Source organism: Janthinobacterium sp. PSPC1-1, assembly GCF_049897625.1.
Classification (GTDB): domain Bacteria; phylum Pseudomonadota; class Gammaproteobacteria; order Burkholderiales; family Burkholderiaceae_D; genus Janthinobacterium; species Janthinobacterium tructae.
Window position 1 is genome coordinate 14,287 of the sequence record NZ_JAFCWP010000013.1, and the last position, 24,846, is coordinate 39,132.

Below are 24,846 nucleotides of genomic sequence, written 5' to 3' on the forward strand. Positions count from 1 at the left end.
ACCATGCGTCGTTTATCTGTCTCCCTGCTCGTCACTACCCTGTTCGCGGGCACGGCCCACGCCGATTTCACCATTCCCGGCTTTGAGCTGGTGCACACCTCGCCCGTGGAAACGAGCTTGACCAATCCCGACCTGCGCGAGCCCGTCGCCGTGTGGAGCGAGCTGTTCGATTCGGCAAAAAAAGAGATCGTCATCGCCCAGTTCTATGCCGTCAGCAAACCGGGCACGGCTTTTGAAAAGGTGCTGGCCAGCCTGACGGCCGCCGGCCAGCGTGGCGTGAAAATCCGCTTCCTGCTGGACCAGAAGGGCGTGGGCCTGTCGGAAGCGGCGACCATCGCCCGGATCAAGGCGATTCCGAATCTGGACTTGCGCCTCATCGATTTCAATAAAATCACGGGCAACGGCATCGTGCACGCGAAATACCTGGCCGTCGATGGTGAGGTCGCGTACATCGGCAGCCAGAATTTCGACTGGCGCTCGTTCGAGCACATCCATGAAACGGGCTTGAGAATCACGGAGCCAAGCATGGTCAGCCAGGTGCAAGCCATTTTCGAACAGGATTGGCAAGCGCAGGCATTGACGTCGCAAGGCAGCCGCGCCACGGTGCTCAACAGCAAGGTGGTACCCGCCAACTACGCGCAAAACGCTTTCCTGCTGGCCAGCCCGAATGCGTATAACCCGGCTGGCGTGGGCGACTCGGAAACGGGCTTGCCCGCCTTGCTGGCCGAAGCGAAAAGCGAAGTGCGCATCCAGCTGCTCGATTACGCGCCGCTGTCCTACGGTCCGAACCGCACGCGTCCGTACTACGCCGTGATCGACAACGCCGTGCGCGCGGCCGCCCAGCGTGGCGTGAAGATCAAGCTGATGGTGTCAAGCTGGAACACGGAAGCGCCGGCCATCGCCTACCTGAAAAGCCTGGCCCTGGTGCCGAACGTGGAAATCCGCATCGTGACGATTCCCACGGCCTCGACGGGTTTCATTCCCTTCGCGCGCGTGATCCACAGCAAGACCATGAGCATCGATGGCAAGCTGGCCTGGGTCGGCACGAGCAACTGGGCGGGCGGCTATTTCGATTTGTCGCGCAACCTGGAAGTGGTGCTGCGCAACGATGCCATGGCGCAGCGCATCGCCGCGCTGCATGAGCAGACGTGGAGCTCGGCGTATGCGCAGCCGATCGACATCAACAAGCAGTATCCGAAACCGGCCAAGGCCACGCCGCAAGGCAAGGAGTAATGGTGAACATGAAAAAACTGCTGACTGTGCTGGCGCTGGGCACAGCCTTTACCTCCGGCAATGTGCTGGCCTGGGGCAATGACGGCCACCGTGCCGTGGGCGCCATCGCCGATCAATTGCTCAAGGGCAGCGCCGCGCAGGCGCAAGTGGCCAAGTTGCTGTTGCCTGGTGAAAGCCTTGAAAAGATTGCCAACTGGCCCGATTGCGTGAAGGGCACGTATTGTGGCCCGCAATCGCCGGAAATGCTGACGTATGTCGCGGCAAACCCGAAGCATGGCGAATACCACTACACGAACGTGCCATTCCAGAATGCGCACTACCACGACCATGGCGTGGGCACGGCTGACGACGATATCGTGCAAACGCTCAAACAGGCGATCCTGGTGCTGCAGGGCAAGGCTGATGCCGCCAGCAATCCGCACGGCTTCAGCCAGCGCGAAGCACTGATTCTGATTACACACCTGGTAGGCGATATCCACCAGCCTTTGCATGTGGGCAATGCGTTTCTCGGCAAGGATGGCCAGTTTTTCGTGCCTGCCACGCAGGCACAGATCGATGACATCGCCATTTTCAATGCACGCGGTGGCAATGACTTGCTGCTCGACGATGCGAAGATGACGGCCTTGTCCGACGCTGTGATTCCCGCGCCGCTGCCGGCGGAAGAGGGGGCCGCGAAAGCTCCAGCCTATCCGAAGTCGCCCACCAAGCCCCTGCATTCGTATTGGGATACGACCGTGGTCGATTACGCCATGCGTCGCCTGAGCACGCGCACGCCGCAGCAGTTTGCGCGTACCGTGATCGCCAGCACGCCGGTGGTGAGCGTCAATAACGGCGACCCTGTCACCTGGCCGTATCAGTGGGCCGATGCCGCGCTGGCAGCGTCCAAGATTGCTTTCACGGACGTGGTGGCCGGTCCGGCCACACAGCAGACCAGCCGCAAGGGCGAGGTCTACAAGGTGTGGAGCTTGACGGTGCCGGACAATTATCCCGTGCCCAGCTCGGCGCTGGCGAAGCAGCAACTGATCGAGAGCGGCTATCACCTGGCCGCCGTGCTGCAGGCGATCTGGCCACAGTAAGATGTCATTTGAAAGCGGCCTGCGGGCCGTTTTTTTCATGCCAGGGTGATGTTGATTCCCATCTCGCGGTAGGGCGCGAGCAGGGCCTCGTCCACGTCGCGGTGCACGATGATGTCGTTGACCTGGCTCAAAGGCGCGATCTGGAATGGCGAGGCTGTGTTGAACTTTTCCGGCGAGGCCAGCACGATGGTGCGACTTGACGCCTCGCTCAGCGCGCGTTTCACGCACGCTTCTTCGTAATCACCCGTGGTGATGCCCGCTTGCGGATGCAGGCTGGCTACGCCCATGAAATACAGGTCGGCGCGGATGCGGCCGATGGCTTCCACTGTCGCTGCGCCGACGCCCACGATCGAGTGCTTGTACAGGCGCCCGCCCAGCATCAGTACCTCGATGCCTGGGTGATTCACCAGTTCGACGGCAATCGACGGACTGTGCGTGACGATGGTGGCGCACAATTCGCGCGGCAACTGGCGCGCCAGTTGCACGGCGGTCGTGCCGCCATCGAGAAACACCACTTGTCCCGTTTGTATCATGGCACCGGCCGCGCGGCCGATGGCGGGCTTGGCTTCCGGCGAAATCTGTTCGCGACCCGCAAATGGCGCCAGCGCGGGCGAGCGCGGCAGCAAGGGCAGGGCGCCGCCATGCACGCGTTCCAATAAGCCTTCTTTTGCCAGCTCGCGCAAGTCGCGCCGTATCGTGTCCTCCGACAAGCCCAGGGCGTCGCTGACGGCTCTGGCGACGAGCTGGCCTTCGCGCTGGAGCAAGTCCAGCAGGTATTGTTTGCGTTGATGTGTCAGCATGGTTTTTCTTGTATTTTCTTGATATTGCACGAGTTTGCATGATAAAGTCGGCGAAGGCAAGCACACGCAAGCACAAGGAGATGAAATGCGCGAAGAAAGTACAAAGCAGGAACGGGTCCGCATCCAGCAGGTGCAGACCCTGTCGCACGACTGGTATCTATTGCAAAAGACCACGTTTGATTACCTGCGCCAGGATGGCGAATGGCAGACACAGACGCGGGAAACCTATGACCGCGGCGATGGCGCCACCATCCTGCTCTACAACAAAATCAAGCGCACGGTGATCCTGATCCGCCAGTTCCGCTTTCCCACGTATCGCGAGGGCCACGATGGTTTCCTGATCGAAGCAGCGGCCGGCTTGCTGGACGAGGCCAGCGCGGAACAGCGCATCCGCGCCGAGGTGGAAGAGGAAACCGGTTACCGGGTGGGGCAGGTGCACAAGGTCTTCGAAGCCTTCATGAGTCCCGGCTCGGTGACGGAGCGCCTGCATTTCTTTGTCGCCGAATACGACCCCGCCAGCCGCATCGGCGATGGCGGCGGCCTGGCGCATGAGGGAGAAGATATCGAGGTGCTGGAACTGCCCCTGGCGCAAGCGCTGCAGATGGTGGCCGATGGCCGTATCTGCGACGGCAAGACCATCATGCTGCTGCAGCATGCGCAGTTGCAGCTGATGCCGCGTAAACAGGGACTGCAGATACTGATCGCAGGTCCCTACCGCTCGGGCACGGGCGACGATCCCGCACTGATGGCGGCGAATGTGGCGGCCATGCAAGCCGTTTGCCTGCCCCTGTATGCCAAGGGACACATGCCCGTGCTCGGTGAATGGCTGGCCCTGCCCATGCTGGCGCTGGCTGGTTCCACCCGGGTGGGCGACGCCGTGTACGAGGAACTGTTCCACGCGCATGCGACGCGTTTATTGAGCCACTGCGATGCCGTGTTGCGTCTCGGCGGCGCCTCCCAGGGCGCCGACCAGATGGTGAGCGTGGCGCAGAATCTCGGTTTGTCCGTGTATTTTTCGCTGGACGAGATTCCACTGGCGTAAAAAAAGCGAAGCCCGCGGGCTTCGCTTTTTTGCATCAAGTTAAAGTCAGACTTAACGAGATTTTACAAATGGAATACCGATGGCTTTTGGCGCGATGGATTTCGCCATCAAGCCCGCCAGCACGATCACCGTGACGACATACGGCACCATCTGGATCAGCGAGCCGGGGATGCGGCCGACGACCGGCAAGTCCACGCCTTCAATCTGGATCTGGATGGCGGCGAAGAAGCCGAACATCAGACAACCGAGGAAAGTGTAGACGGGGCGCCAGTTGCCGAACACCATGGCCGTCAGGGCCAGGTAGCCGGCGCCGGCCGACATGTCGCGCAGGAAGAAGCCGCTTTGCACGATGGCCAAATAGGCGCCCGAGAACGAACACAGGATGCCGGCCACCAGCATGGCCAGGTAGCGCGTCGCTTCCACGCTCACGCCGGCCGAGTCGGCCGCATGCGGGTTTTCACCGCAGGCGCGCAGGCGCAGGCCGAAGCGCGTGTGGTACAGCAGCCAATGCACGAGCGGGATCAGCAGGAACGCCACATACACGAGGATGGAATGGCCGCCGATCAGGTGGGCATACACCCAGCCGATGAACGGAATGTGTTCCACGTACTGCGTGCCCGGCAAGACCACGTCGAACAGGCGCGCCGAACCGAGGTCGGGCGTGCGGCCGCCTTGCTGGAAGAAAAATTGCGCCAGAACAAAGGTCAGTCCGCTCATGGCGATGTTGATCGCCATGCCGGCCACCAGTTGGTTGCCCTTTTGCGTGATGCTGACATACGCCTGCAGCAGGGCCAGGGCGACGCAGACCAGCATGCCGGCAGCCATGCCGTAATACGGGTTTTGCGTCGTGTAGGCCACGGCGGCGGAAGCGAAGGCACTGGCCAGGATCTTGCCTTCCAGGCCGATGTCGATCATGCCGCTGCGTTCGGCAAACAGGCCGGCCATGGCGGCAAAGATCAGGACGGGCGCATTGCGCACGGTCGATACCAGGATGCTGGCGAAATGAAAGTCGTCGAGTGTCATGGTGTTAGCCTTTGGTGCGCTTGAGCAGGGCGGAAATGGCCGGTGCGTAGAAGTTTTCCATGGCGCCGCAGAACAGGATGATCAAGCCCTGGATGAAAATGAACGTTTCCGTCGGGATATTCGGTTTTTCCAGCGACAAATCAAAACCGCCCTGTATCAGTGCGCCGAATAGCACGGCCGACAGGAAGATGCCGACCGGATGCTGGCGGCCCATCAGGGCGATGGCGATGCCGATGAAGCCGGCGCCGCCCACAAAATTGAGCGACAGATAATGCGTCGAACCCATGATGGAATTGACGGAGCCGAGGCCTGCCAGCGCGCCGGAAATGAGCATGACGATGATGATCATCTTGCTGATCGACACGCCTGCATAGTGGGCCGCATGCTTGTTCAGACCCGTGGCGCGCAGCTTGAAGCCCCACGACGAGCGCCAGACCATCACGCCGTAGATGACCAGCGCGGCGATCGCCAGAATAAAACTGATGTTCAGCGGCGTGTCGCCCAAGGATGGGAACCAGGTGGAGAGGCGCGGCATTTCGCCGCTTTCCGCAAACACGCGGCTGGCCGTGTTTTGCTCGCCCGGCGGAATCAGATATTTCACGATAATGAAATTCATCAGGCTGGCGGCGATGAAGTTGAACATGATGGTGGTCACCACAATGTGGCTGCCGCGCTTGGCTTGCAGATAGCCGGGCAAGAAGCCCCACAGCGCGCCGAACAGGGCCGCACCGATCATGGCCGCCGGAATCAGGAGCCAGGCGGGCAGGGTCTGGTCGAAGGCCAGCATGGCCACCGTCAAGCCCAGGCCGCCGATATACATCTGGCCTTCGGAACCGATATTGAACAGGCCGGCCTGCATCGCCACGGAGACCGACAGGCCCGTGAAAATGAAGGTGCTGGCGTAGAACAGCGTGTAGCTCAAGCCTTCCGGGTTGAGGAGGGCGCTATTGACGAGGATACCCAGCGATTCGGCCGGATCTTCGCCCAGCATATAAATGACCAGGGCTGCGACCAGCAAGGCCGACAGCAGGTTTAACATGGGCATGACAAAGGCTGTCGCCCAGCGTGGCAAGTCGTTATTCATGATTTATGCATTCCCCCCATCAACAGACCGATGCGGGTGGTATCGAATTCTTCAATTTTCAGTTCGCCGGTAATGCGTCCGCCGCACATGACCAGAATGCGGTCGGCCAGCGCCCGCACTTCTTCCAGTTCGACGGACACCAGCAGGATCGCCACGCCCGCGTCGCGCAGGGCCAGCAATTGCGTATGGATGCTTTCGATGGTGCCGATGTCGACGCCGCGCGTGGGCTGGCCCACCAGCATCAGTTTCGGCTTGGCCAGCACTTCGCGCGCGATCACCACCTTTTGCTGGTTACCGCCTGACAATAAACCGATGCGCAGGTCCGGGTTCGCCGGACGCACGTCGAAGGTCTTCAGCAGCTCCGCGCAGCGCGCGCCGATGGCCTTGAAGTTGAACAGGCCCCAGCGGTTTTTCAGGTGGTCCTGGTAGCCGAGGATGGTGTTTTGCATGACGGAAAAATTTTTCACCACGCCATCGCGCAAGCGGTCTTCCGGAATGTGGGCGATGCCCAGTTCGCGGAAGGCCAGCGGCAAGCCGTCGGCGTCAGTGCGCTTGGCAAACGGCAAGTCCTTGTCCAGGAAGCGCAGCTTGCCGGACGTCGGCAAACGCATGCCGGACAGGATTTCCAGCAATTCGCTCTGGCCATTGCCGGAAACACCCGCGATGGCGACGATTTCGCCGGCGCGCAAGTTGAAACCGATGTCGGCCAGCAGCTTGACCTGTTGCGCGTCGGCCAGTTGTAGATCAGCCACTTCCAGTACCGTGGCACCCGGATTGTAGGGTGCGCGGGGCAAGTGGCTCTGGATGGGGCGGCCCACCATCATGTTGGCCAGTTCCTCTTTCGAGGTAGTCGCAGTGGCAACGGCGCCCACCACCGTGCCGCCGCGCATGACGGTGACGTTGTCGGTGATTTCCAGGATCTCTTGCAGCTTGTGCGTGATCAGGATGATGGTCTTGCCTTGCTCCTTGAACAGGCGCAGGATTTCAAACAGCGACGCTGTTTCCTGGGCCGTCAGCACGGCCGTCGGCTCGTCGAGGATCAGGATATTGGCGCTGCGGTAAATCTGCTTGAGGATTTCCACGCGCTGCTGCGCCCCGACGGAGAGGTCTTCGATCTTCGCCAGCGGGTCGACGTCGAGGCGGTAGCGCGCGCAAATCTCGCGCAGCTTGGCTTCTGCTTCGGCACGGTGGCTGGCCAGGCGAAAACCGCCTTCCGTGCCCAGCATGATATTGTCGAGGACGGTGAAATTCTCGACCAGCATGAAATGCTGGTGCACCATGCCGATGCCGAGATTGATCGCTTCCTGGCTGTTGCGGATAGGCTGTACTTTCCCGTCGAGCAAGATTTCTCCGCCGTCGGCACGGTAATACCCGTACAGGATACTCATCAAGGTCGATTTGCCGGCGCCGTTTTCCCCCACCAGGCCATGGATACTGCCCTTGGCGATGGAGAAGCTGACGTCGGCGTTCGCCTTCACATGTCCAAACTGCTTGGAAATGCTGCGAAATTCTACTGCTGGCTGCATAGGTTCATAACTGGATAGTTTCATGGAAACGCGCCGCGCGGAGACAGGCCCCGGCGGCGCGCTAGAAGATACGGAGAAAAATTAAACCGGGCAGCTGCTGCCGACGCGGTAATCGATCACTTTGATCTTGCCATCGATAATGTCCTTACGCGCACCCAACACGCGCTTTTCGATTTCCGGCGTAATCAGCTTGCGGTTGTTGGCGTCGAGCGCCCAATCCACGCCGCCTTCTTTCAAGCCTTTATAGCTGACGCCACCCTTCCAGGTGCCGTTCTTGACTTCCATGAAGCTGTCATACACGGTGTTGTCGACGCGCTTGACCATCGAAGTGAGGATGCTGCCAGGGTACAAACCATTCTGGTTCGAATCGACGCCGATGGCCAGCTTGCCTTTTTCCTTGGCCATTTGCAGCGTGCCCATGCCGCTGCCGCCGGCCACGGCGAAGACGACATCGACGCCGCGCTCGAATTGCGAGCGGGCCAGTTCGCCACCCTTGGCCGGGTCATTCCAGGCGCCGGAAGTGGTACCGACCATGTTTTGCGTGATTTCCGCTTTCGGATTGATGGCCTTCACGCCTTGCGCGTAGCCGCAGGCGAAGTTGCGGATCAGCGGGATATCGATGCCGCCGATGAAGCCGACCTTCTTGCTCTTGCTGGCCATGGCTGCAGCCACGCCCACCAGGTAGGAGCCTTCTTCTTCCTTGAAGACGACGGAATTGACGTTGCTGCCGGCGGCCTGGCCGTCGATCAGCACGAATTTCACGTTCGGGAATTCTTTTGCGACCTTTTGCACGGCTTGCGTTTGCGCAAAGCCGATGGCGGCGATCATGTCGAGTTTCTTGCGGGCCAGGCCGCGCATGACTTGCTCGGCTTGCGTATCGCTCGATGCCTGAACTTCGATGAAGGAAATGCCTGTGTCTTTTTTGAAGCGCGATGCGCCTTCGAAAGCGGATTGGTTGAACGACTTGTCGAACTTGCCGCCCGCGTCATACACGACACCCAGTTTTGGGGTAGCCGCGGACGCTTGAGCAGTCAGAAATACGGCTGCGATCGTCAAACTAAATTGTGTAAGTTTCATGAATTGGCTCCTGGAAGATCGATATTGTATATTTTTTATAGGTGAAACATATAATTTGGGGCCGATTTAGCCTGTTTTTGATGCACGAGATGATAATTCCTTATCAACATTGCACCGTATTGAACAAGATCATTGCCGGCCTTGTGTGCTTTTATGTCGACAGTGTGATGCTCATGCAACAGTTGCACCCCGTCTCTTTTATGGTTACAACATCGAATGGGGCTGCCGGAGCGGGCTGGGATGCGCCGTCAGTGGACGGGCAGGGCAGGCGCATGACCGGCGCCACGATGGGCGTCCGAATCACTATGCATCATGCCAGATATGTATGACAAATACGTTTTTGTTTAGCTATTTATATGATAGCCATATAAATTGGCATGCAAACCCAAAACGAAGGGCCGGGGTCGGACCCTGAGGGTCCGACCCCGGTCTTGCTGCTTTTCGGGTTAGCGTTGCTTGCTGACGCTTGAGGCTTTGCCTCAATTAGCTGGGGGATTGATGATATTCAGGAAGGCCCGCACGACGGGCGCGTCGTCGAGCGTGGTGTAGCTGATGTACAGGTTGGCCGACGGCGGATTGGTCTTGATCGGCAGGAAGACGACGCCGGGCCAGCCGATGCGGCTTGTCGTTTCCGGCACCAGGGTTACGCCCAGGCCCGCGCCCACCATGGCCAGCAGGGTTTGCGGCTCGCTTGCTTCCTGGAAAATCACGGGTTCGAAACCGGCATTGACGCAGCATTGCACCAGGTAGCGGGGAAACGCGGATTTATCGAGGTTCAGGGTCAGCATCGGCTCATGGGCGATGTCGATCAGCTCGATGGCCGTGTTTTTCGCCAGCGGATGGTGTTCGTTGACGGCCACGCACACGTTTTCGCGGAAGCACAGCTCCTGGCGCAGGTTGTCGTGGCGCAAGTCGTCGTCGTTGAGTTTCGGTTCGCGCCAGAAACCCACGTCGATCTGCTTGGCGCGCAAGGCTTCGTATTGCACCGTGGGACCAAACTCATGGATGGTCCAGCTGACGCGGGGAAATTTGGTCTGGAACTCTTCCAGCAGGCTGGGGATGGGACCCCACATGGCCGAGCCGACGATGCCCACGCGCAAGCGGCCCACTTCGCCACGGTCGATCTGGCGGATGGTGTCGATGGTCATGCGCATCTTGGCCAGCAGCTCGGCTGCCTCGTTCATCAGCGCCTTGCCTGCCACGGTCAGCTCGAAGGTGCGCGTGGTGCGCGCAAACAGGCGCACGCCCAGTTCGCTTTCCAGTTTCATGATCTGCTGGCTCAGGGGCGGCTGCGAGATATGCAGGCGCTCGGCGGCGCGGCTGAAGCTTTTCTCCTCGGCAACGGCAAGAAAATACTTTAACTGTTTCAGATCGATGGACATGCTTTCCTTGGCGTTGCGTCTTGCTAGGCGATGGAACAGCGCGCGAACCCGTGAAGGCGCGCGCTTTCTTTACAGCGGTCCTATTATCGTGCCACGACTGCCTGCATGGCAATGGCCAGCGCGGTGCCCACCTGGGCATTGTGCTTGACCAGCGCGATATTCGTCGCCAGGCTGCGCCCGTCCGTCAACTGCTTGATGCGCGACAACAGGAATGGCGTGACTTGCTTGCCTTTCACGCCACCCGCGTCCGCTTCCTGCAGTGCTTGCGTGGTGATCGCATCGATTTCTTCCTTGGGCATCGCTTGCGCTGCCGGTACGGGGTTGCTGACGATCACGCCGCCTTTCAAGCCCAGCTGCCACTTGGTGCCGATGAAAGCAGCCTGCTCGGCGGCGGTATCGAGGCGGAAATCGGCCTTGAAGCCGCTTTCGCGCGTAAAGAAGGCAGGAAAATCTTCCTGGCCCACGCTGATAACGGGCACGCCGTGGGTTTCCAGGTACTCCAGGGTCAGGCCGATGTCGAGGATGGATTTGACGCCCGCGCAGACGACGGCGACCGAGGTTTGCGCCAGTTCCTGCAAGTCTGCCGAAATGTCGAAGCTGGTTTCTGCGCCGCGGTGCACGCCGCCGATGCCGCCCGTGACGAACACGGTAATGCCGGCCAGTTGCGCGCAGATCATGGTGGCGGCCACGGTGGTGGCGCCCAGTTTGCGTTGCGACAGGACGAATGGCAGGTCGCGGCGGCTGACTTTCATGGCATCGGGCGAGGTGCCCAGCAATTCCAGCTGTTCCGGCGACAGGCCCACGCAGATCTTGCCGTCGATGATGGCGATGGTGGCCGGCACGGCGCCGCCGTCACGGATGATCTGTTCCACTTCGCGCGCCATTTCCACGTTTTGCGGATACGGCATGCCGTGCGAAATGATGGTCGATTCCAGCGCCACGATGGCCTTGCCGGCGGCGCGCGCGTCGAGCACTTCTTGCGAGAACGAGAGGAAATTATTCAATTGCGTCATGTGTCAATCCTGTTGAAAGAGGGTAGGGGGAGGGGGCGCAAGGTCGGCGTCGTCGATGTCGTCGAGCGCGCCGGCGGAAATTTGGGGGGAGACAGTGGCAGCCGATTCCAGGGTCATGGCGGCCAGCTTCAGGCCGCGCCGGCACGCCAGTTTCAAGTCGCTGCTGTCGTGGTAGAGCGACCAGCAGACGGCGGCGGAAAACGCGTCGCCGGCGCCCGTCACGTCGACGGCGGCCACTTCGCGCGCGGCCAGGTGCACGACAGGCGCATCCTGGCTGTCGCCATCGGTGAAGTACACGCCTTCGCCGCCGCAGGTGACGATCACCTGGCGCGCACCCTGGCGCTGCACTTCGCGGCAGGCGGCGCGCACATCAAACGCCGTTGGCAAGGCCCGCGCCACGCGCGTTTCCAGTTCGCCCCGGTTGAGGATCAGCAGATGCAAGCCCGTCAGGTCTTGCGGCAAATGCGCCATCTTCGGCTGCGAGACGGCGACGATGACCAGTGGCGTGGCGTGGGCAGCATCCTGGCGTGCATCGGCCAGCAGTGCCTGCACGCTGTCGTGGCCCAGGTTCAGGTCGCAGACGGTGAGGGCGGCGGCGGCGCGCTGCGGCTGGCGGCTGTGCAAGAAGGCCGGCGTCAGCTGTTCGTAGAGTTGCATATTGGCCATCGCCAGCAGCATTTCGCCATGCTCGTCGAGCACGGCCGTATAGGTGCCGCTGCTGGTGTTGCTCAGATGCAAGCTACCGCGCATGTCGATGCCCGCGTCTTCCGCATGCGTCTGCAGGGCGTGGCCGGCCGCATCGTCGCCCAGCGCCGTCAGCAGGGCCACGGGAATCGACAGGCGGGCCAGGTTTTCCGCGATGTTGCGGCCCACGCCGCCAAACACTTCTTCCGAGCGCACGGGATTCGAGGTGCCCATCTGCAGGGTTGCCAGGGTGCGCATCTTGCGGTCCAGATTGGCGGCACCGATGCACAGCACGGGGCGGCTGTCGGGCAGCACGTAGGCGCGTCCCAGCAGGCGCCGCTCGCGTATCAATCCGGCGATATGGCCGGCGACGGCCGAGCGCGACAAGCCCAGTTCGCTCGCCAGGTCTTGCTGCGAGATGAAGGGGTTGTTGCGGATCAGCGTGTACAGCTGGTCTTTTTTATTGGTATCGGTCACAAGGTGTTCGCTGAAGGGTTAAACATTTGTTTGCGACTGTAAACATTTGTCTTGTCGGTGTCAAGCCGGTGTCAAGCAGGGTTAAAAAACCTTCGTATGGAGCTTGTATGCATGAATTCCCCGGGCATGGCAGGCCTGGGCTAGCCTCGACTATAATATCGGCCATTTATATTTGAATTGTATAAATGGGCAAGAAAAATGGTATTTGCCATACATATTCCGTTTGATGCATAGTGGCGGCAAATAGTGGCAATACGCTTTTCGATATACCTGTAACACCATACTTAGCCGATACCTGGGCCGCAGCATCTTGCTTTGTACTGCCGCGCAGGCAGCAACCATCATCATTAGTCAATCAGAGGATAACCATGTCGAACAACACCCCTTTCCACGCCGCCGAAATCATCCGCGCCCGCGCTCCTGAAAATTTCAAGCCGCGCGTGGCGATGATCCTCGGCTCCGGCCTGGGTGTGTTGGCCGAGCAGATGACGGACGCCGTCAGCATCAGCTTTGACGAATTGCCAGGCTTCCCGATCAGCACCGTGCACGGCCATGCCGGCGAACTGGTGGTCGGTACCCTGTCGGGCGTCGCCGTCGTCTGCATGAAGGGCCGTGGCCACTTCTATGAAGGCTATGGCATGGGCGTGATGACGAGCGCCATCCGCACCTTGAAACTGCTGGGCTGCGAAATGCTGTTCGTCACCAACGCCGCCGGTTCCCTGCGCCCTGAAGTGGACGCCGGCAGCCTGGTGGCCATCAGCGACCATATCAACCTGCTGCCAGGCACGCCGATGGTCGGCCCGAACGACGACCGCTTCGGCCCGCGCTTCTTCAGCATGGCCAACGCCTATGATGCCGATCTGCGCAACCTGGTCAAGGACACGGCGGCCTCGAATGGCATCACCCTGCACGAAGGCGTGTTCGTCGCCTACCCTGGCCCGAACTTCGAGACGGCCGCCGAAATCCGCATGATGGCCCGCCTGGGCGCCGACACGGTCGGCATGTCGGTGGTGCCGGAAGTGGTCTCGGCCCGCCATTGCGACCTGAAAGTGGTGGGCGTATCCGTCATCACCAACCTGGCCGAAGGCATGTCGCCATTCGCCCTGTCGCACGAGCAAACCTTGAAATACGCGGCCATCGGCGCGAAAGACCTGGTCAAGCTGATTCTGGCTTTCCTGGCCACGGTAGCCACCAAACCGCAAGCCTAAGTACTTTTTTACGCAGTAGCGGCGCGCCGGCCACCGGCGCTGCCGCGCGGCAGGCCGGGAAAATCCGGCCTACACTGTCCGCATCACCCCCGCATCAATCCATAAAGCGAGCCTTATCATGTCACGCGCATTTATCCTCCTGCTTGATTCCTTCGGCCTTGGCGCGACGCCAGACGCCGCCAAGTATGGCGACGCAGGTGCCAATACCTTTGGCCACATTGCCAGCACTGTCGCCAAAAGCGGCAAGACCTTGAAACTCCCGAACATGGAACGCCTGGGCCTGGGCTCCGCGGCGCATCTGGCCAGCGGCGAATGGGCCACGGGCTTCGACCAGCGCGACGGTTTTACCGGCGCCTACGGCGCGGCGCGCGAGCGCTCCACCGGCAAGGACACACAGAGCGGCCACTGGGAAATCGCTGGCGTGCCCGTCGAATTCGACTGGGGATATTTTCCCCGCACCACGCCATCGTTCCCGGCCGACCTGACCGACAAGCTCAAAGCCCTGTCGGGCGTGCCCGGCTTCCTGGGCGACTGCCATGCCTCGGGCACGGACATCATCAACAAGCATGGCGATGAACACGTCGCCACCGGCAAGCTGATTATCTATACCTCGGGCGACTCGGTGATGCAGATCGCCGCGCACGAAGAATCGTTCGGCCTCGAGCGTCTGTATGAAGTGTGCGAAATGGCCTTCAAGCTGGTCGAACCGTACAACATCGGCCGCGTCATCGCCCGCCCGTTCACGGGCAGCAATGGCAACTACATGCGCACTTCCAACCGCCACGACTATGCGGTGGCGCCGCCAAGCAAGACCCTGCTCGATCACGTCAAGGATGCTGGCGGCGAAGTCGTCGGCCTGGGCAAGATCAGCGACATTTTCGCTACCCAGGGCATTTCCAGAGTCGTCAAGGGCGTCGACAACATGGCGCTGTTCGAAGCGCTGTTGAAAACAGCCGATGAAGTGCAGGACAAGTCGCTCACCTTCGTGAACTTCGTCGATTTCGACCAGGCGTTCGGCCACCGCCGCAACGTCGAAGGCTATGCCGACGCGCTGCGCGAAATGGATGCGCGCCTGCCGGAATTCATGGCCAAGCTCAAGGAAGGCGACCTGGTCGTGATCACCGCCGACCATGGCTGCGACCCGACCTGGCACGGCTCCGACCACACCCGCGAACACATTCCGATGATCTTCTTCGGTCCCGGCGTTGCCCCGCGCGCACTGGGCATTTCCGAGACCTTCTCCGATATTGGCCAAACCCTCGCCAAGCACCTTGGCGTACCACCACTTGCTAATGGAACCAGCTTGTTATGACACTCATGCACCCCGAATTCAAGCGTAACGAGGCCGTTGGCCTCGACCTGGGCTGGATCAACCAGATCCGCGTCAACCGCGCCGCGACGGACCGCCGCGCGGCCAGCCTGGCGAACCGCCGTACGGTGAAAAAGGAATACCAGGCTGCCTGGCTGGTGAAAGCCATCCAGATGATCGACCTGACCACCCTCGGTGGCGACGATACGCCGGGCCGCGTGGAACGCCTGTGCATGAAGGCCATGCGCCCGCTGCGCGCGGACCTGATGGATGCACTGGGCCTGACGCAATTGAGCACCGGCGCCGTGTGCGTGTACCACGAGATGATCCAGCCAGCCGTGAAGGTCATCCAGGGCCGCTTGCCCATCGCTGCCGTGTCGACGGGTTTCCCAGCCGGCCTGACGAGCATGGAAACGAAGCTGCGCGAGATCGAACTGTCGGTCGCCGCGGGCGCTTCCGAGATCGATATCGTCATCACGCGCCAGCACGTCCTGAACGGTAACTGGCAAGTGCTGTACGACGAAATGCTGGCCTATCGCAAGGCCTGCGGCGAAGCGCACGTGAAGGCGATTCTCGCCACGGGCGACTTGCTGACCATGGAAAACGTCGCCAAGGCGTCGTGGGTGTGCATGATGGCCGGTGCCGATTTCATCAAGACATCCACCGGTAAAGAGGGCGTGAACGCCACCATCCCCGTGGCCCTGACGATGGTGCGCACGATTCGCGAATACCACGAGCAGACGGGCTTTAAGGTGGGCTTCAAGCCGGCCGGCGGCGTCAGCTCGGCCAAGAGCGCGCTGCAATACCTGGCCCTGATGAAGGAAGAACTGGGCAACGAATGGCTGCAGCCGCACCTGTTCCGCATCGGCGCTTCCAGCCTGCTGACCGACATCGAGCGCCAGCTCGAGCACTACGTCACCGGCAGCTACTCGGCCAATCATCGTCACGCACAACCTTAAAGAACAATCGTCATGCCAACAATTAACGAGATTCTCACTACTATGGACTACGGCCCTGCTCCCGAAAGTCAAAAAGAAGCGCAGGCGTGGCTCGACGGCCACCAGCGCACATTCGGTTTGTTCATCGACAATGCCTGGAGCGATCCGGCCGAGCTGTTCGCCTCGACCAACCCGGCCGACGGCACGCAGCTGGCCGAACTGACGCAAGCCACCGACGCCGATGTGGAACGCGCCGTGGCAGCGGCACGCCGCGCGCTGCCCGTATGGCAGGGCATGGGTGGCCACGGCCGCGCGAAAGTCATGTACGCGCTGGCACGCTTGCTGCAAAAGCACTCGCGCCTGTTCGCCGTGCTGGAAACGCTGGACAACGGCAAGACCATCCGCGAAACGCGCGATATCGACCTGCCGCTGGCCGCGCGCCATTTTTATCATCACGCCGGCTGGGCGCAGCTGCAATCGGAAGAATTTGCCGACTACCGCGCCGTGGGCGTGGTGGGCCAGATCGTGCCGTGGAATTTCCCCCTGCTGATGCTGTCGTGGAAAATCGCCCCGGCCCTGGCGGCCGGTAACACGGTCGTATTCAAGCCGGCTGAATTCACGTCGCTGACCGCCATGTTGTTCGCCGAATTGTGCCTGCAGGCGGGCGTGCCGGCTGGCGTGGTCAACATCGTCACCGGTGACGGCCGCGTGGGCTCGGCCATCGTCAACCATCCTGGCGTCGACAAGATCGCGTTTACGGGTTCCACCGAAGTGGGCCGTTTGATCCGCATAGCGACGGCCGGCAGCGGCAAGAAGCTCTCGCTGGAGCTGGGCGGCAAATCGCCGTTCATCGTCTTTGAAGACGCGGACCTGGACGGCGCCGTGGAAGGCCTGGTCGATTCGATCTGGTTCAACCAGGGACAAGTCTGCTGCGCCGGTTCGCGCCTGCTGGTGCAGGAATCGATCCAGGAGCGCTTCCTGAACAAGGTGCGCGCGCGCATGCAAAACCTGCGCCTCGGCTCGCCCCTGGACAAATCGATGGACGTAGGCGCGCTGGTCGATCCGGTGCAGCGCCAGCGCATCGCCGCGCTGGTCGACTCTGCCCGTGCCGAAGGCTGCGACGTATGGCAGCCGGCGTGCGAACTGCCGCTTGATGGCTCGTGGTTCCCGCCGACCCTGATCACGGGCGCGTCGACCTCGGCCGCCGTGGCGCAGGCTGAAATCTTCGGCCCCGTGCTGGTGGCCATGAGCTTCCGCACGCCGCCAGAAGCGGTGCAACTGGCGAACAACACGGTGTACGGCCTGGCCGCCAGCGTGTGGACCGAGTCGATCAGCCTGGCGCTGGACATCGCTCCCGCCATCAAGGCTGGCGTGGTGTGGATCAACAGCGCGAATCAGTTCGACGCGGCCTGCGGCTTCGGCGGCTACCGCGAATCGGGCTTCGGCCGTGAAGGCGGCCGCGAAGGCATGCTGGAATACATGACGGCCCTGGCCGAAGATGCGCGCCCGGCCTTGCCGCTGGTGGAAGCGAAAGCCAAGGCCAATGTGAAGCCGGCGGCAGCCGACCCATTCGCCATCGACCGCACGGCCAAGATGTACATCGGCGGCAAGCAGGCACGCCCTGACAGCGCCTACAGCGCGCCCGTATTTGGCGCGAATGGCGCCCTGCTAGCCGAAGTGGGCGTGGGCAGCCGCAAGGATATCCGCAACGCCGTCGAAGCGGCGCACAAGGCGTCCGGCTGGACCAGCGCCACGGCGCACAACCGCGCGCAAGTGCTGTACTACATCGCCGAAAACCTCGCTGCGCGCGCCGACGAATTCGCCGCCCGCATCGCCGCCATGACAGGCAGTAAAAATCCCGAGAAGGAAGTGCAGGCATCGATCGAACGCCTGTTCTACTACGCAGCCTGGGCCGACAAATACGACGGCCTGGCGCACCAGCCGCCCACCAAGGGCATCACCGTGGCGCTGAATGAAGCGATCGGCGTGATTGGCATCGTCTGCCCGAACGAAGCGCCGTTACTCGGCTTCATTTCGCTCGTCGCCCCGGCCATCGCGCTGGGCAACCGCGTGGTGGTAGTGCCGTCGGAAGCGCATCCGCTCTCCGCGCTGGACCTGTACCAGGTGTTCGACACCTCCGACCTGCCGGGCGGCGTCGTCAACATCATCAGCGGTAACGCCGATGAACTGGCGCGCACCCTGGCCACGCACGCCGACATCGACGCCGTCTGGCGCCATGACGGCTCGCTTGACGGTTGCGCGGAAGTCGAGCGCCTGTCGGCCGCTACCCTGAAGCGCACCTGGGTCGGTGGCGCCAAAGGCCGCGATTGGTACAGTGCCGCCCAAAGCGGCGGCCGTGCCGTGCTGGCGCATGCGTCGCAAGTGAAAAACGTGTGGATTCCTTACGGCGTCTGATCGATAAGTAGTGCTGGCAAAGCTGGGGTCAGAGCCGTCGGTTCTGACCCCAGATCTCATGATTGGAGTTATTCCATGTTGTTAACCCAGGAAATCATCCGCAAGAAGCGCGACAAGGGCGTGCTGAGCGCCGAGGAAATCCAGTTTTTCGTGCGCGGCATCACTGACGGCAGCGTCAGCGAAGGCCAGATCGCGGCGCTGGGCATGGCCGTCTATTTCAACGACATGAACATGGACGAGCGCGTGGCGTTTACCCTGGCCATGCGCGATTCCGGCCAGGTGCTGGACTGGCGTTCGCTGAACCTGCCTGGCCCCGTCGTCGACAAGCATTCGACGGGCGGCGTGGGCGACGTGGTTTCCCTGCTGCTGGGCCCCATGATCGCCGCCTGCGGCGGCTATGTGCCGATGATCTCGGGCCGCGGCCTGGGCCACACGGGCGGCACGCTGGACAAGTTCGACGCCATTCCCGGCTATTGCACGGTGCCGGACAATGAACTGTTCCGCAAGGTGGTCAAGGAAGTTGGCGTGGCCATCATCGGCCAGACGGCCCAACTGGCGCCGGCCGACAAGCGTTTTTACAGCATCCGCGACGTCACCGCCACGGTGGAATCGGTGGCCATGATCACCGGCTCCATCCTGTCGAAGAAACTGTCGGCCGGGCTGGATGCGTTGGTGATGGACGTGAAAGTGGGCACGGGCGCCTTCATGCCGACCTACGACAAATCGGTGGAGCTGGCCGAGAGCATCGTCGCCGTCGGCAATGGCGCGGGCATGCAGACGTCGGCGATTTTGACGGACATGAACGAATCGCTGGCGCCATACGCGGGCAATGCGCTGGAAGTACGCGGCGCCATGGATTACCTGACGGGACGTTCGCGTCCCGCGCGCCTGCACGAAGTCACTTTGTCGCTGTGCGCCGAGATGCTGGTGCTGGGCGGCCTGGCTGCCACCGAAGAGGAAGCGCGCGTGACATTGATGGCGGCCCTCGATTCGGGCGCAGCGGCCGAGCGCTTCTCGCGCATGGTCGCCGCCCTGGGCGGCCCGGCCGACCTGCTTGAACATCCGGACAAGCATCTGGACAAAGCGCCGTTCGTCGTGCCGGCACCGGCGTTGTCCGCCGGCTTTGCCAACGTGCGCGATTGCCGCGGCATCGGTCTGGCCGTCGTCGCTCTCGGTGGCGGGCGCCGCCGTCCGACCGACAGCATCGATTTCGCTGTCGGCCTGACGGATCTGGTGGGCCTGGGCGAGCAAGTGGCCGTCGGCCAGCCGCTGGCCATGGTGCATGCGCGCACGGAAGCGGCGGCGCAGCAAGCCGTCAAGGAAATCCAGGAAGCGTATGCCATCAGCGCGGTGGCGCTGGCGGCCAATCCGGTGATTTACCGTACCATTCGTCCATAACTTAACCCTAGAAGCAAAATCTGGGGTCAGACCCTGAGGGTCTGACCCCGGCCTTTCGCGGGTTTTACAGATAGATAAGCAAATGAACAACCAAGAACTGATCGCCGAAGCCAATGCCGGCCGTGAACTGGCTTACGCGCCGTATTCGCGTTTCAAGGTGGGCGCAGCCTTGCTGTGCAAGGATGGCCGCGTCTTCCGTGGCTGTAACGTGGAAAATGCCGCCTATGGCCTATGCAACTGCGCCGAGCGCACGGCGTTTTTCAGCGCCATCGCGCATGGCTACAAACCGGGCGATTTCGCCAGGCTGGCCGTCACGGGCGATACGGCGGAACCGATCTCGCCATGCGGCGCCTGCCGCCAGGTGATCTTCGAGATGGGGGGCACCGACCTGCCGGTAATCCTGACGAACCTGAAAAACGATGTCATGGAAGTGACGGCGGGCTGGCTGCTGCCGCACGGCTTCGGCAATTCCGACCTGGATATGCAGTAACAGGATACGCTTGAACAAGACGATCGACATCCAGGCCGCCGTGGCGATTGCCGCGGCCGAAGCCATGGCAGCCAAGACGCAGGGCACCTTCGGCGTGGGCGGCGTGCTGCTCGACGGCGCCGGCAACGTGCTGCAATCGATGCACAACAACGTCGTGCGCCAGGGCCTGGTATTCGATCCCACCGCGCATGGCGAGCGCCAGTTGGTGGACTGGTATTTCGCCGAGCGGGCCAAGGGCACGCCCTTGCCGCCGCCGGGCGAACTGACCATCGTCACCTCGCTCGACCCGTGCTGCATGTGCACGGGGGCGATTCTGGCGGCTGGTTTCAACGTGGTGGTGGCCGCGCCCGACGTCAAGGCGGGTATCAATTACGATGGCGTCGCCACGTTCACGGCCTTACCGGCGCCGCTGCAGGCGCAGGCCGGCCGCAGCTTTTGCTATCCTGCCGTGCGCGGCGCCACCGAGTATGCGCGCCTGCCTTCCGGAGCCGCGCCCAAATCTTTTTTCATCGGCAAGAGCATCCACGAGGCGACCCAGGCACTATGCTCGCTGGTGTTCGAAGCGACATCGGCGCAGGTGATGCAGTTGCTGAACGCCGGCGACGACGTGCACCGGCGCGATCCTGCCACCTTGCCGTCCGAGCATGCCGTGGTGCGCGCCCTGCGCCGCCGCTATCCCGATGCCCTGACTTACCGCTGCGCGCCGCATGCGCCCGACGCGGGCCTGGCGCCATTCCTGCAGGCAGCCATGGAGCAGGATGTGCGCGAGGGCGGCCAGGGCGACGCAGCCGCCTTGCTCGATTCCTTTGGCAACCTGCTGCTATGCATGCCGGGCCAGCTGGCGCGCTCTGTCATCCGCACACCGTTCATGGAATGTACGCGCCAGTACGCGCAATTGCGTTATGAGTTGATGGCTGGCGCCGAGCCGGCGCTGCAGGAAGAAATCAAAAGCTATCTGAGCCACCCCAAGCACGGCACTTTCGTGCTTGCCATCGGCCCGGACGACAGCGCCGCCAGTTTCATGACCCTGGGCGCCTACGGCTCCACCATGGAAGGGGCGCTGCCGGAGAATAATCCCGCACAATTCCAGTACGTGCACCCGGCCATGGCGCAAGACGCGCTGCTGGCGCTGTGCGACGCCATGCCGCCGCTGTACCGCAAGCTGATACGCATCCGGCCGCGCCAGGTGGCGGACCAGGCTTTGATCAGCGCACTGGGCTAGGCGTCGTCGTCGGGCAGGTTCTTGAGTAAAAAGTCGCGCACGTTTTCGCCCGCCACGCGGCGGATTTGTGCCTCCGACAAGCCTGCGTCGAGCAGTGCCTGCGTCAATCGCGGCAAGCCGGTGGCGTCGATGGCGGTGGTGACGGCGCCGTCGAAGTCCGAGCCATACGCCACGTGTTCCGCCCCGATCAGTTTTACCGTGTACTTGATGGCGCGCGCGATCGACGCCACGTCCTTGCCGCAGACGGCCGTATTCCAGAAGCCGATGCCCACCAGGCCACCCTGGGCAGCGATGCGTTTCAATTGTGCGTCGCTGAGGTTGCGGCCATTGGCGCAGGTGCCGCGCACGCCCGTGTGCGAGACCATCACGGGGCGTTTCGCCAACGTTAACACGTCGTCGATGGTGGCCGGCGAGGCGTGTGCCAGGTCGACGATCATCTTGCGCTGCTCCATGGCGCGCAGCCATTGCCGGCCCAGCGGCGTCAAGCCGCCTTTTTTCAAACCGTGCTGGGAGCCCGATAATTCCGTGTCGAAGAAATGCGTGGGCGCGGCCATGCGGTAGCCGGCTCGGTACAAGGTATCGAGGTTGTCCAGCTTGCCTTCGAGCGCATGTGCGCCTTCCAGTGTCAGCCAGCCGGCCAGCAGGTTCGGATTCTTTTCGCGCGCGGCGATGAAGCTGCGCAGCTGGGCGCGACTGCCGATCACGCGCACCTTGCCATCGCTCTTGGCCGCTTGCTGGCGCAGCTCGTCGGCCTGGTAGCTAGCGCGCGCCAGCAGGCTGTTCCAGGTGGCCGGCGGCAAGCCTTGCGCCACCACCAGCGCCGTGATGTTGTCCGTGTCGCTGCCATTGCGTTCGATATTCATCTTGCGCGGCGTCTTGGTGACGACGGAAAAGGCTTGCAGCGCCACGTTGGCCCGCTGCAGGCGCGGGAAGTCGACATGTCCGCGCTGGCTGTCGCGGTTCAGATTGCGTTGCCACAGCAGGCTGTCGGCGTGCAGGTCGGCGATCCACAGGCTCTGGTGCAGGGCCACAGTGGATGTCGATGGCGTCTTGCCGGAGGGAGGGTGGACACGGTTGAGGTGCTCGTCCACGAGGACGGGAGCGGACAGGAAACCGCCGATCAGCGCAAGGCTGGCGGCGGCGAAGGTACTGATAATCATTGTTCTCCGTTTTACCATGGATCGTAGGTGCCCAGGCTCCAGATATGGCCTTCCGGGTCGCGGCAGGTAAAGCCCCGTCCGCCGTAATCTTCATCCTTGATGTCGAGCACGATCTCGGCGCCCGCCTCGCGCGCGCTGCGGTAGACGGCGTCGGCATCGCTGACGACCAGGTAGCAGTTTTGCGTGTTGGCGCCACCGATGTCGCCAGGCAGCTTCATCAGGCGGCCATAGTCGCTGTCGAGGGCCGGTGCCACCATGACCATGCCGTTGCCAAAGCTCAGTTGCGCATGGGCAACGCCACCGTTGCCGTCAGGCACGATCAATTGTTTTTCAAAACCGAGCGCCTTGCATAGCCATTCGATGGCGGTGGGGGCGTCGCGGTAGCGCAGGCAGGGAATGGTCGTGCCGGTTGTAGCTTTTGCTGTCGTGGTCATCAGAAAACTCCTATGGCTGAGGGGGAGTAGCTTTGATCGTCTATTCAGCGTAGCGTTCCGTCTCCAACCCTTCCATCGGGATGGGTTTGATGCCCGTCAATGCTGCGCGCACTCATAGTGCCATAGAACCATCATTGCACTCTTGCCACGACGCAAATTTTTATTGCGGCGACTGCGAAGAGTTCGCTGCCTTCGTGTCCGTGCCCGTATCGTCGCTGCTGCTTGCCCATTTCAGCAGCATGACGAGGGCAAACAGCATGATGGCCAACGGCAAGATGGTGATCACGAACGCCAGGCCCAGGCAGCACGCCAGCAGCATGGGCCAGGACATGGCGCGCAGGGCGGCCATGCCCTGGTGCGCGTAAGCGCACAGTTCGCTCCAGAAAGCGCTGAAGGAAGTGCTGCCCGGTGCCGAATTGATGTCTTTCATGCCGTTCTCCTGTGGTTGCCGCTGCCGTATGCAGGCTGGCGATGAATCCACTATAGGTAAAACCTTGCTGCCAGACATCGTGTATGCGACGAATGGCAGGAATGGCGGAGCGAACGGCGACGGGCAGGGACAAACGGTTACTCGAACACCTTCAGTTTCAGCTGGAAACTGAGGGCGCCATACAGGCGGTCCTTGTAGGACGGCACGATGGCGATATTCACGCCCACGCGCTGGTATTCATAGCTGATGGTGGGGACCAGGGCCGGGAACCAGCCGCCATCGCGCATCTTCGGATAGCCGCTGAAGCCGCCAACGACGGCGCCGATGCGCAGCGGGCCTACCTTGATGGGCTGGTAGTACACGCCCAGGTAGTTCGAGTAGGCGCGGTCGCTATTGTAGAAACGGCCGGCCGTGACCGAGGCAACCGTGGAAAAGCGGTATTCGGCGCCCAGGCCCGGGTTGCTGTCGTTCAGGTTCTTGTCGCGCTGAAAGTGATACGAATAAAAGCCCGCGTTGAGCCAGGTTTCGCTCAGCGGCTGATTGTCTATCATGCCCACTGTCTGCGCCTGTGCCGTGGATGCCAGTGCCAGCAGCGCCGCGCAGGCAGCTTTGCCCAGCAATGACGCGGTGCGCGCCGATGACCATTGTTTCATGCCTGTTCCTTGTCCTGTCGCTATGGCGCCGCGATTGCAAACGCTCCAGCGCGCCATGCTATCACTGCTCGTTTGTTCCTTGGAAATTTCATCACGCGCCGGGCGCCGCCGCAGGCAGGGCGATGGCCGCCTGCACCATGTGCGTGAGCAGGATTTCCGCGTCCTCGTAATCCTTGCGGGTGAGCTGCTTGCGATCCAGCACCAGGGCCATCTGCGCTGAAAAATCCGCATACGATTGCGTCATGGCCCAGATGGCGAACATCAGGTGCGTGGCGTTCACGGCGGCGATCCGGCCTTGCGCGATCCATTCTTCGAAGACGGCGATATCCTTGCGCAGCAGCGGCACGACCCGGTCGCGTATCTGCGCGCCGTACAGAGGCGCGCCATTGATCACTTCCAGCGCATACACGCGCGAAGCCCACGGCTGTTCGCGCGAAAAACGCAGCTTCGCGCCGATGTACGCGCGCAGCACGTCGCGCGGCTCGTCGTGTTCATTGGCCAGCGATTCCATGCGCGCCAGCCAGTCGTCGAGCACGTCGTCGAGCACGCGCTGGTACAGCAGCTGCTTGGACGGGAAGTAATACATCAGGTTTTGCTTCGACAGGCCGGCCCGCTCGGCGATGGTGGCGATCGACGCACCCTCATAGCCGCTTTCCGCGAACACGCGCACGGCTTGCTCCAGGATGTCCGCTTCCAGGCGGTCGCGGTTTTGCAGGCGCCGGCCGCCGGCATTTTTCACGGGACGGGCAGGGGATTTGTCGCTGGCCATGGC

The 24,846-nt window shown here is 62.0% G+C and carries 22 protein-coding genes and 1 pseudogene; 10 read left to right on the forward strand and 13 right to left on the reverse strand.

The window, feature by feature from the left end:
* Positions 1–3 precede the first annotated feature (3 nt).
* Together ACP7EG_RS26555 and ACP7EG_RS26560 are read left to right on the forward strand one after the other, a co-directional pair.
* A complete protein-coding gene (locus tag ACP7EG_RS26555) occupies positions 4–1,233 on the forward strand; it encodes a phospholipase D-like domain-containing protein (RefSeq protein ID WP_426090068.1) in 1,230 nt (409 codons plus the stop codon).
* A gap of 8 nt (positions 1,234–1,241) precedes the next feature.
* Positions 1,242–2,309, forward strand: coding sequence for a S1/P1 nuclease (locus ACP7EG_RS26560; protein ID WP_426090069.1), 1,068 nt, complete (start codon positions 1,242–1,244; stop codon positions 2,307–2,309).
* 35 nt (positions 2,310–2,344) lie between these two features.
* Here the strand turns inward: ACP7EG_RS26560 and ACP7EG_RS26565 are convergent, their stop codons facing one another.
* A complete protein-coding gene (locus tag ACP7EG_RS26565; RefSeq protein WP_426090070.1) occupies positions 2,345–3,109 on the reverse strand; it encodes a DeoR/GlpR family DNA-binding transcription regulator in 765 nt (254 codons plus the stop codon).
* Positions 3,110–3,194: 85 nt separating this feature from the next.
* Here ACP7EG_RS26565 and ACP7EG_RS26570 point away from each other — a divergent pair.
* Positions 3,195–3,779, forward strand: a pseudogene (locus ACP7EG_RS26570) (NUDIX domain-containing protein); the annotation flags it as partial.
* Positions 3,780–4,202: 423 nt separating this feature from the next.
* Here ACP7EG_RS26570 and ACP7EG_RS26575 read toward each other — a convergent pair.
* The 7 genes from ACP7EG_RS26575 to ACP7EG_RS26605 all read right to left on the reverse strand — a co-directional run bounded on the left by ACP7EG_RS26575 (position 4,203) and on the right by ACP7EG_RS26605 (position 12,417).
* Entirely contained in the window at positions 4,203–5,174 is a 972-nt protein-coding gene (locus ACP7EG_RS26575) for an ABC transporter permease (RefSeq protein ID WP_086145100.1), read from the reverse strand.
* Between the two features lie 4 nt (positions 5,175–5,178).
* Positions 5,179–6,258: an ABC transporter permease gene (locus ACP7EG_RS26580; protein WP_426090071.1), complete on the reverse strand. Its 1,080-nt coding sequence runs from the start codon at positions 6,256–6,258 to the stop codon at positions 5,179–5,181.
* The gene (locus ACP7EG_RS26585) at positions 6,255–7,784 is read right to left on the reverse strand and encodes an ABC transporter ATP-binding protein (RefSeq protein WP_426090072.1); all 1,530 of its coding nucleotides are present in this window, start codon (positions 7,782–7,784) and stop codon (positions 6,255–6,257) included. The genes ACP7EG_RS26580 and ACP7EG_RS26585 overlap by 4 nt, the downstream gene beginning before the upstream one ends.
* A gap of 81 nt (positions 7,785–7,865) precedes the next feature.
* On the reverse strand, positions 7,866–8,861 hold the full coding sequence (locus ACP7EG_RS26590; RefSeq protein ID WP_096233951.1) for a BMP family lipoprotein: 996 nt from the start codon (positions 8,859–8,861) through the stop codon (positions 7,866–7,868).
* Between the two features lie 479 nt (positions 8,862–9,340).
* Positions 9,341–10,243 (reverse strand): LysR family transcriptional regulator, encoded by a 903-nt coding sequence (locus ACP7EG_RS26595; protein ID WP_219132978.1) that lies wholly within the window; start codon positions 10,241–10,243, stop codon positions 9,341–9,343.
* Between the two features lie 83 nt (positions 10,244–10,326).
* On the reverse strand, positions 10,327–11,256 hold the full coding sequence (locus ACP7EG_RS26600; protein ID WP_426090073.1) for a pseudouridine-5'-phosphate glycosidase: 930 nt from the start codon (positions 11,254–11,256) through the stop codon (positions 10,327–10,329).
* A gap of 3 nt (positions 11,257–11,259) precedes the next feature.
* Positions 11,260–12,417, reverse strand: a complete 1,158-nt coding sequence (locus ACP7EG_RS26605; protein WP_426090074.1) for a PfkB family carbohydrate kinase — start codon at positions 12,415–12,417, stop codon at positions 11,260–11,262.
* 368 nt (positions 12,418–12,785) lie between these two features.
* Between ACP7EG_RS26605 and xapA the strand changes: the two genes are divergently transcribed.
* From xapA to ACP7EG_RS26640, 7 genes are all read left to right on the forward strand, one after another.
* Positions 12,786–13,625 (forward strand): xanthosine phosphorylase, encoded by an 840-nt coding sequence (gene xapA / locus ACP7EG_RS26610; RefSeq protein WP_426090075.1) that lies wholly within the window; start codon positions 12,786–12,788, stop codon positions 13,623–13,625.
* Positions 13,626–13,743: 118 nt separating this feature from the next.
* Complete coding sequence (locus ACP7EG_RS26615) at positions 13,744–14,937, forward strand: phosphopentomutase (protein ID WP_426090076.1); 1,194 nt, start codon at positions 13,744–13,746, stop codon at positions 14,935–14,937.
* Positions 14,934–15,893: a deoxyribose-phosphate aldolase gene (gene deoC / locus ACP7EG_RS26620; protein WP_426090077.1), complete on the forward strand. Its 960-nt coding sequence runs from the start codon at positions 14,934–14,936 to the stop codon at positions 15,891–15,893. The genes ACP7EG_RS26615 and deoC overlap by 4 nt, the downstream gene beginning before the upstream one ends.
* A 12-nt stretch (positions 15,894–15,905) precedes the next feature.
* Positions 15,906–18,287 (forward strand): aldehyde dehydrogenase family protein, encoded by a 2,382-nt coding sequence (locus tag ACP7EG_RS26625; protein ID WP_426090078.1) that lies wholly within the window; start codon positions 15,906–15,908, stop codon positions 18,285–18,287.
* Between the two features lie 75 nt (positions 18,288–18,362).
* Entirely contained in the window at positions 18,363–19,685 is a 1,323-nt protein-coding gene (gene deoA, locus ACP7EG_RS26630) for a thymidine phosphorylase (protein ID WP_426090079.1), read from the forward strand.
* Positions 19,686–19,767: 82 nt separating this feature from the next.
* Positions 19,768–20,175: a cytidine deaminase gene (locus ACP7EG_RS26635; protein ID WP_071079271.1), complete on the forward strand. Its 408-nt coding sequence runs from the start codon at positions 19,768–19,770 to the stop codon at positions 20,173–20,175.
* A 10-nt stretch (positions 20,176–20,185) separates the two neighbouring features.
* A complete protein-coding gene (locus ACP7EG_RS26640) occupies positions 20,186–21,397 on the forward strand; it encodes a nucleoside deaminase (RefSeq protein ID WP_426090080.1) in 1,212 nt (403 codons plus the stop codon).
* On the opposite strand, the gene ACP7EG_RS26645 is transcribed toward ACP7EG_RS26640, so the two are convergent.
* From ACP7EG_RS26645 to ACP7EG_RS26665, 5 genes are all read right to left on the reverse strand, one after another.
* The gene (locus ACP7EG_RS26645; protein ID WP_426090081.1) at positions 21,394–22,557 is read right to left on the reverse strand and encodes a dipeptidase; all 1,164 of its coding nucleotides are present in this window, start codon (positions 22,555–22,557) and stop codon (positions 21,394–21,396) included. The genes ACP7EG_RS26640 and ACP7EG_RS26645 overlap by 4 nt on opposite strands.
* Before the next feature lie 11 nt (positions 22,558–22,568).
* Entirely contained in the window at positions 22,569–22,991 is a 423-nt protein-coding gene (locus ACP7EG_RS26650; protein ID WP_100875702.1) for a VOC family protein, read from the reverse strand.
* Between the two features lie 160 nt (positions 22,992–23,151).
* Complete coding sequence (locus tag ACP7EG_RS26655) at positions 23,152–23,421, reverse strand: hypothetical protein (RefSeq protein WP_426090082.1); 270 nt, start codon at positions 23,419–23,421, stop codon at positions 23,152–23,154.
* A gap of 137 nt (positions 23,422–23,558) precedes the next feature.
* A complete protein-coding gene (locus tag ACP7EG_RS26660; protein ID WP_426090083.1) occupies positions 23,559–24,074 on the reverse strand; it encodes a hypothetical protein in 516 nt (171 codons plus the stop codon).
* A gap of 91 nt (positions 24,075–24,165) precedes the next feature.
* A complete protein-coding gene (locus ACP7EG_RS26665) occupies positions 24,166–24,843 on the reverse strand; it encodes a TetR/AcrR family transcriptional regulator (protein WP_426090084.1) in 678 nt (225 codons plus the stop codon).
* Positions 24,844–24,846: the final 3 nt, after the last annotated feature.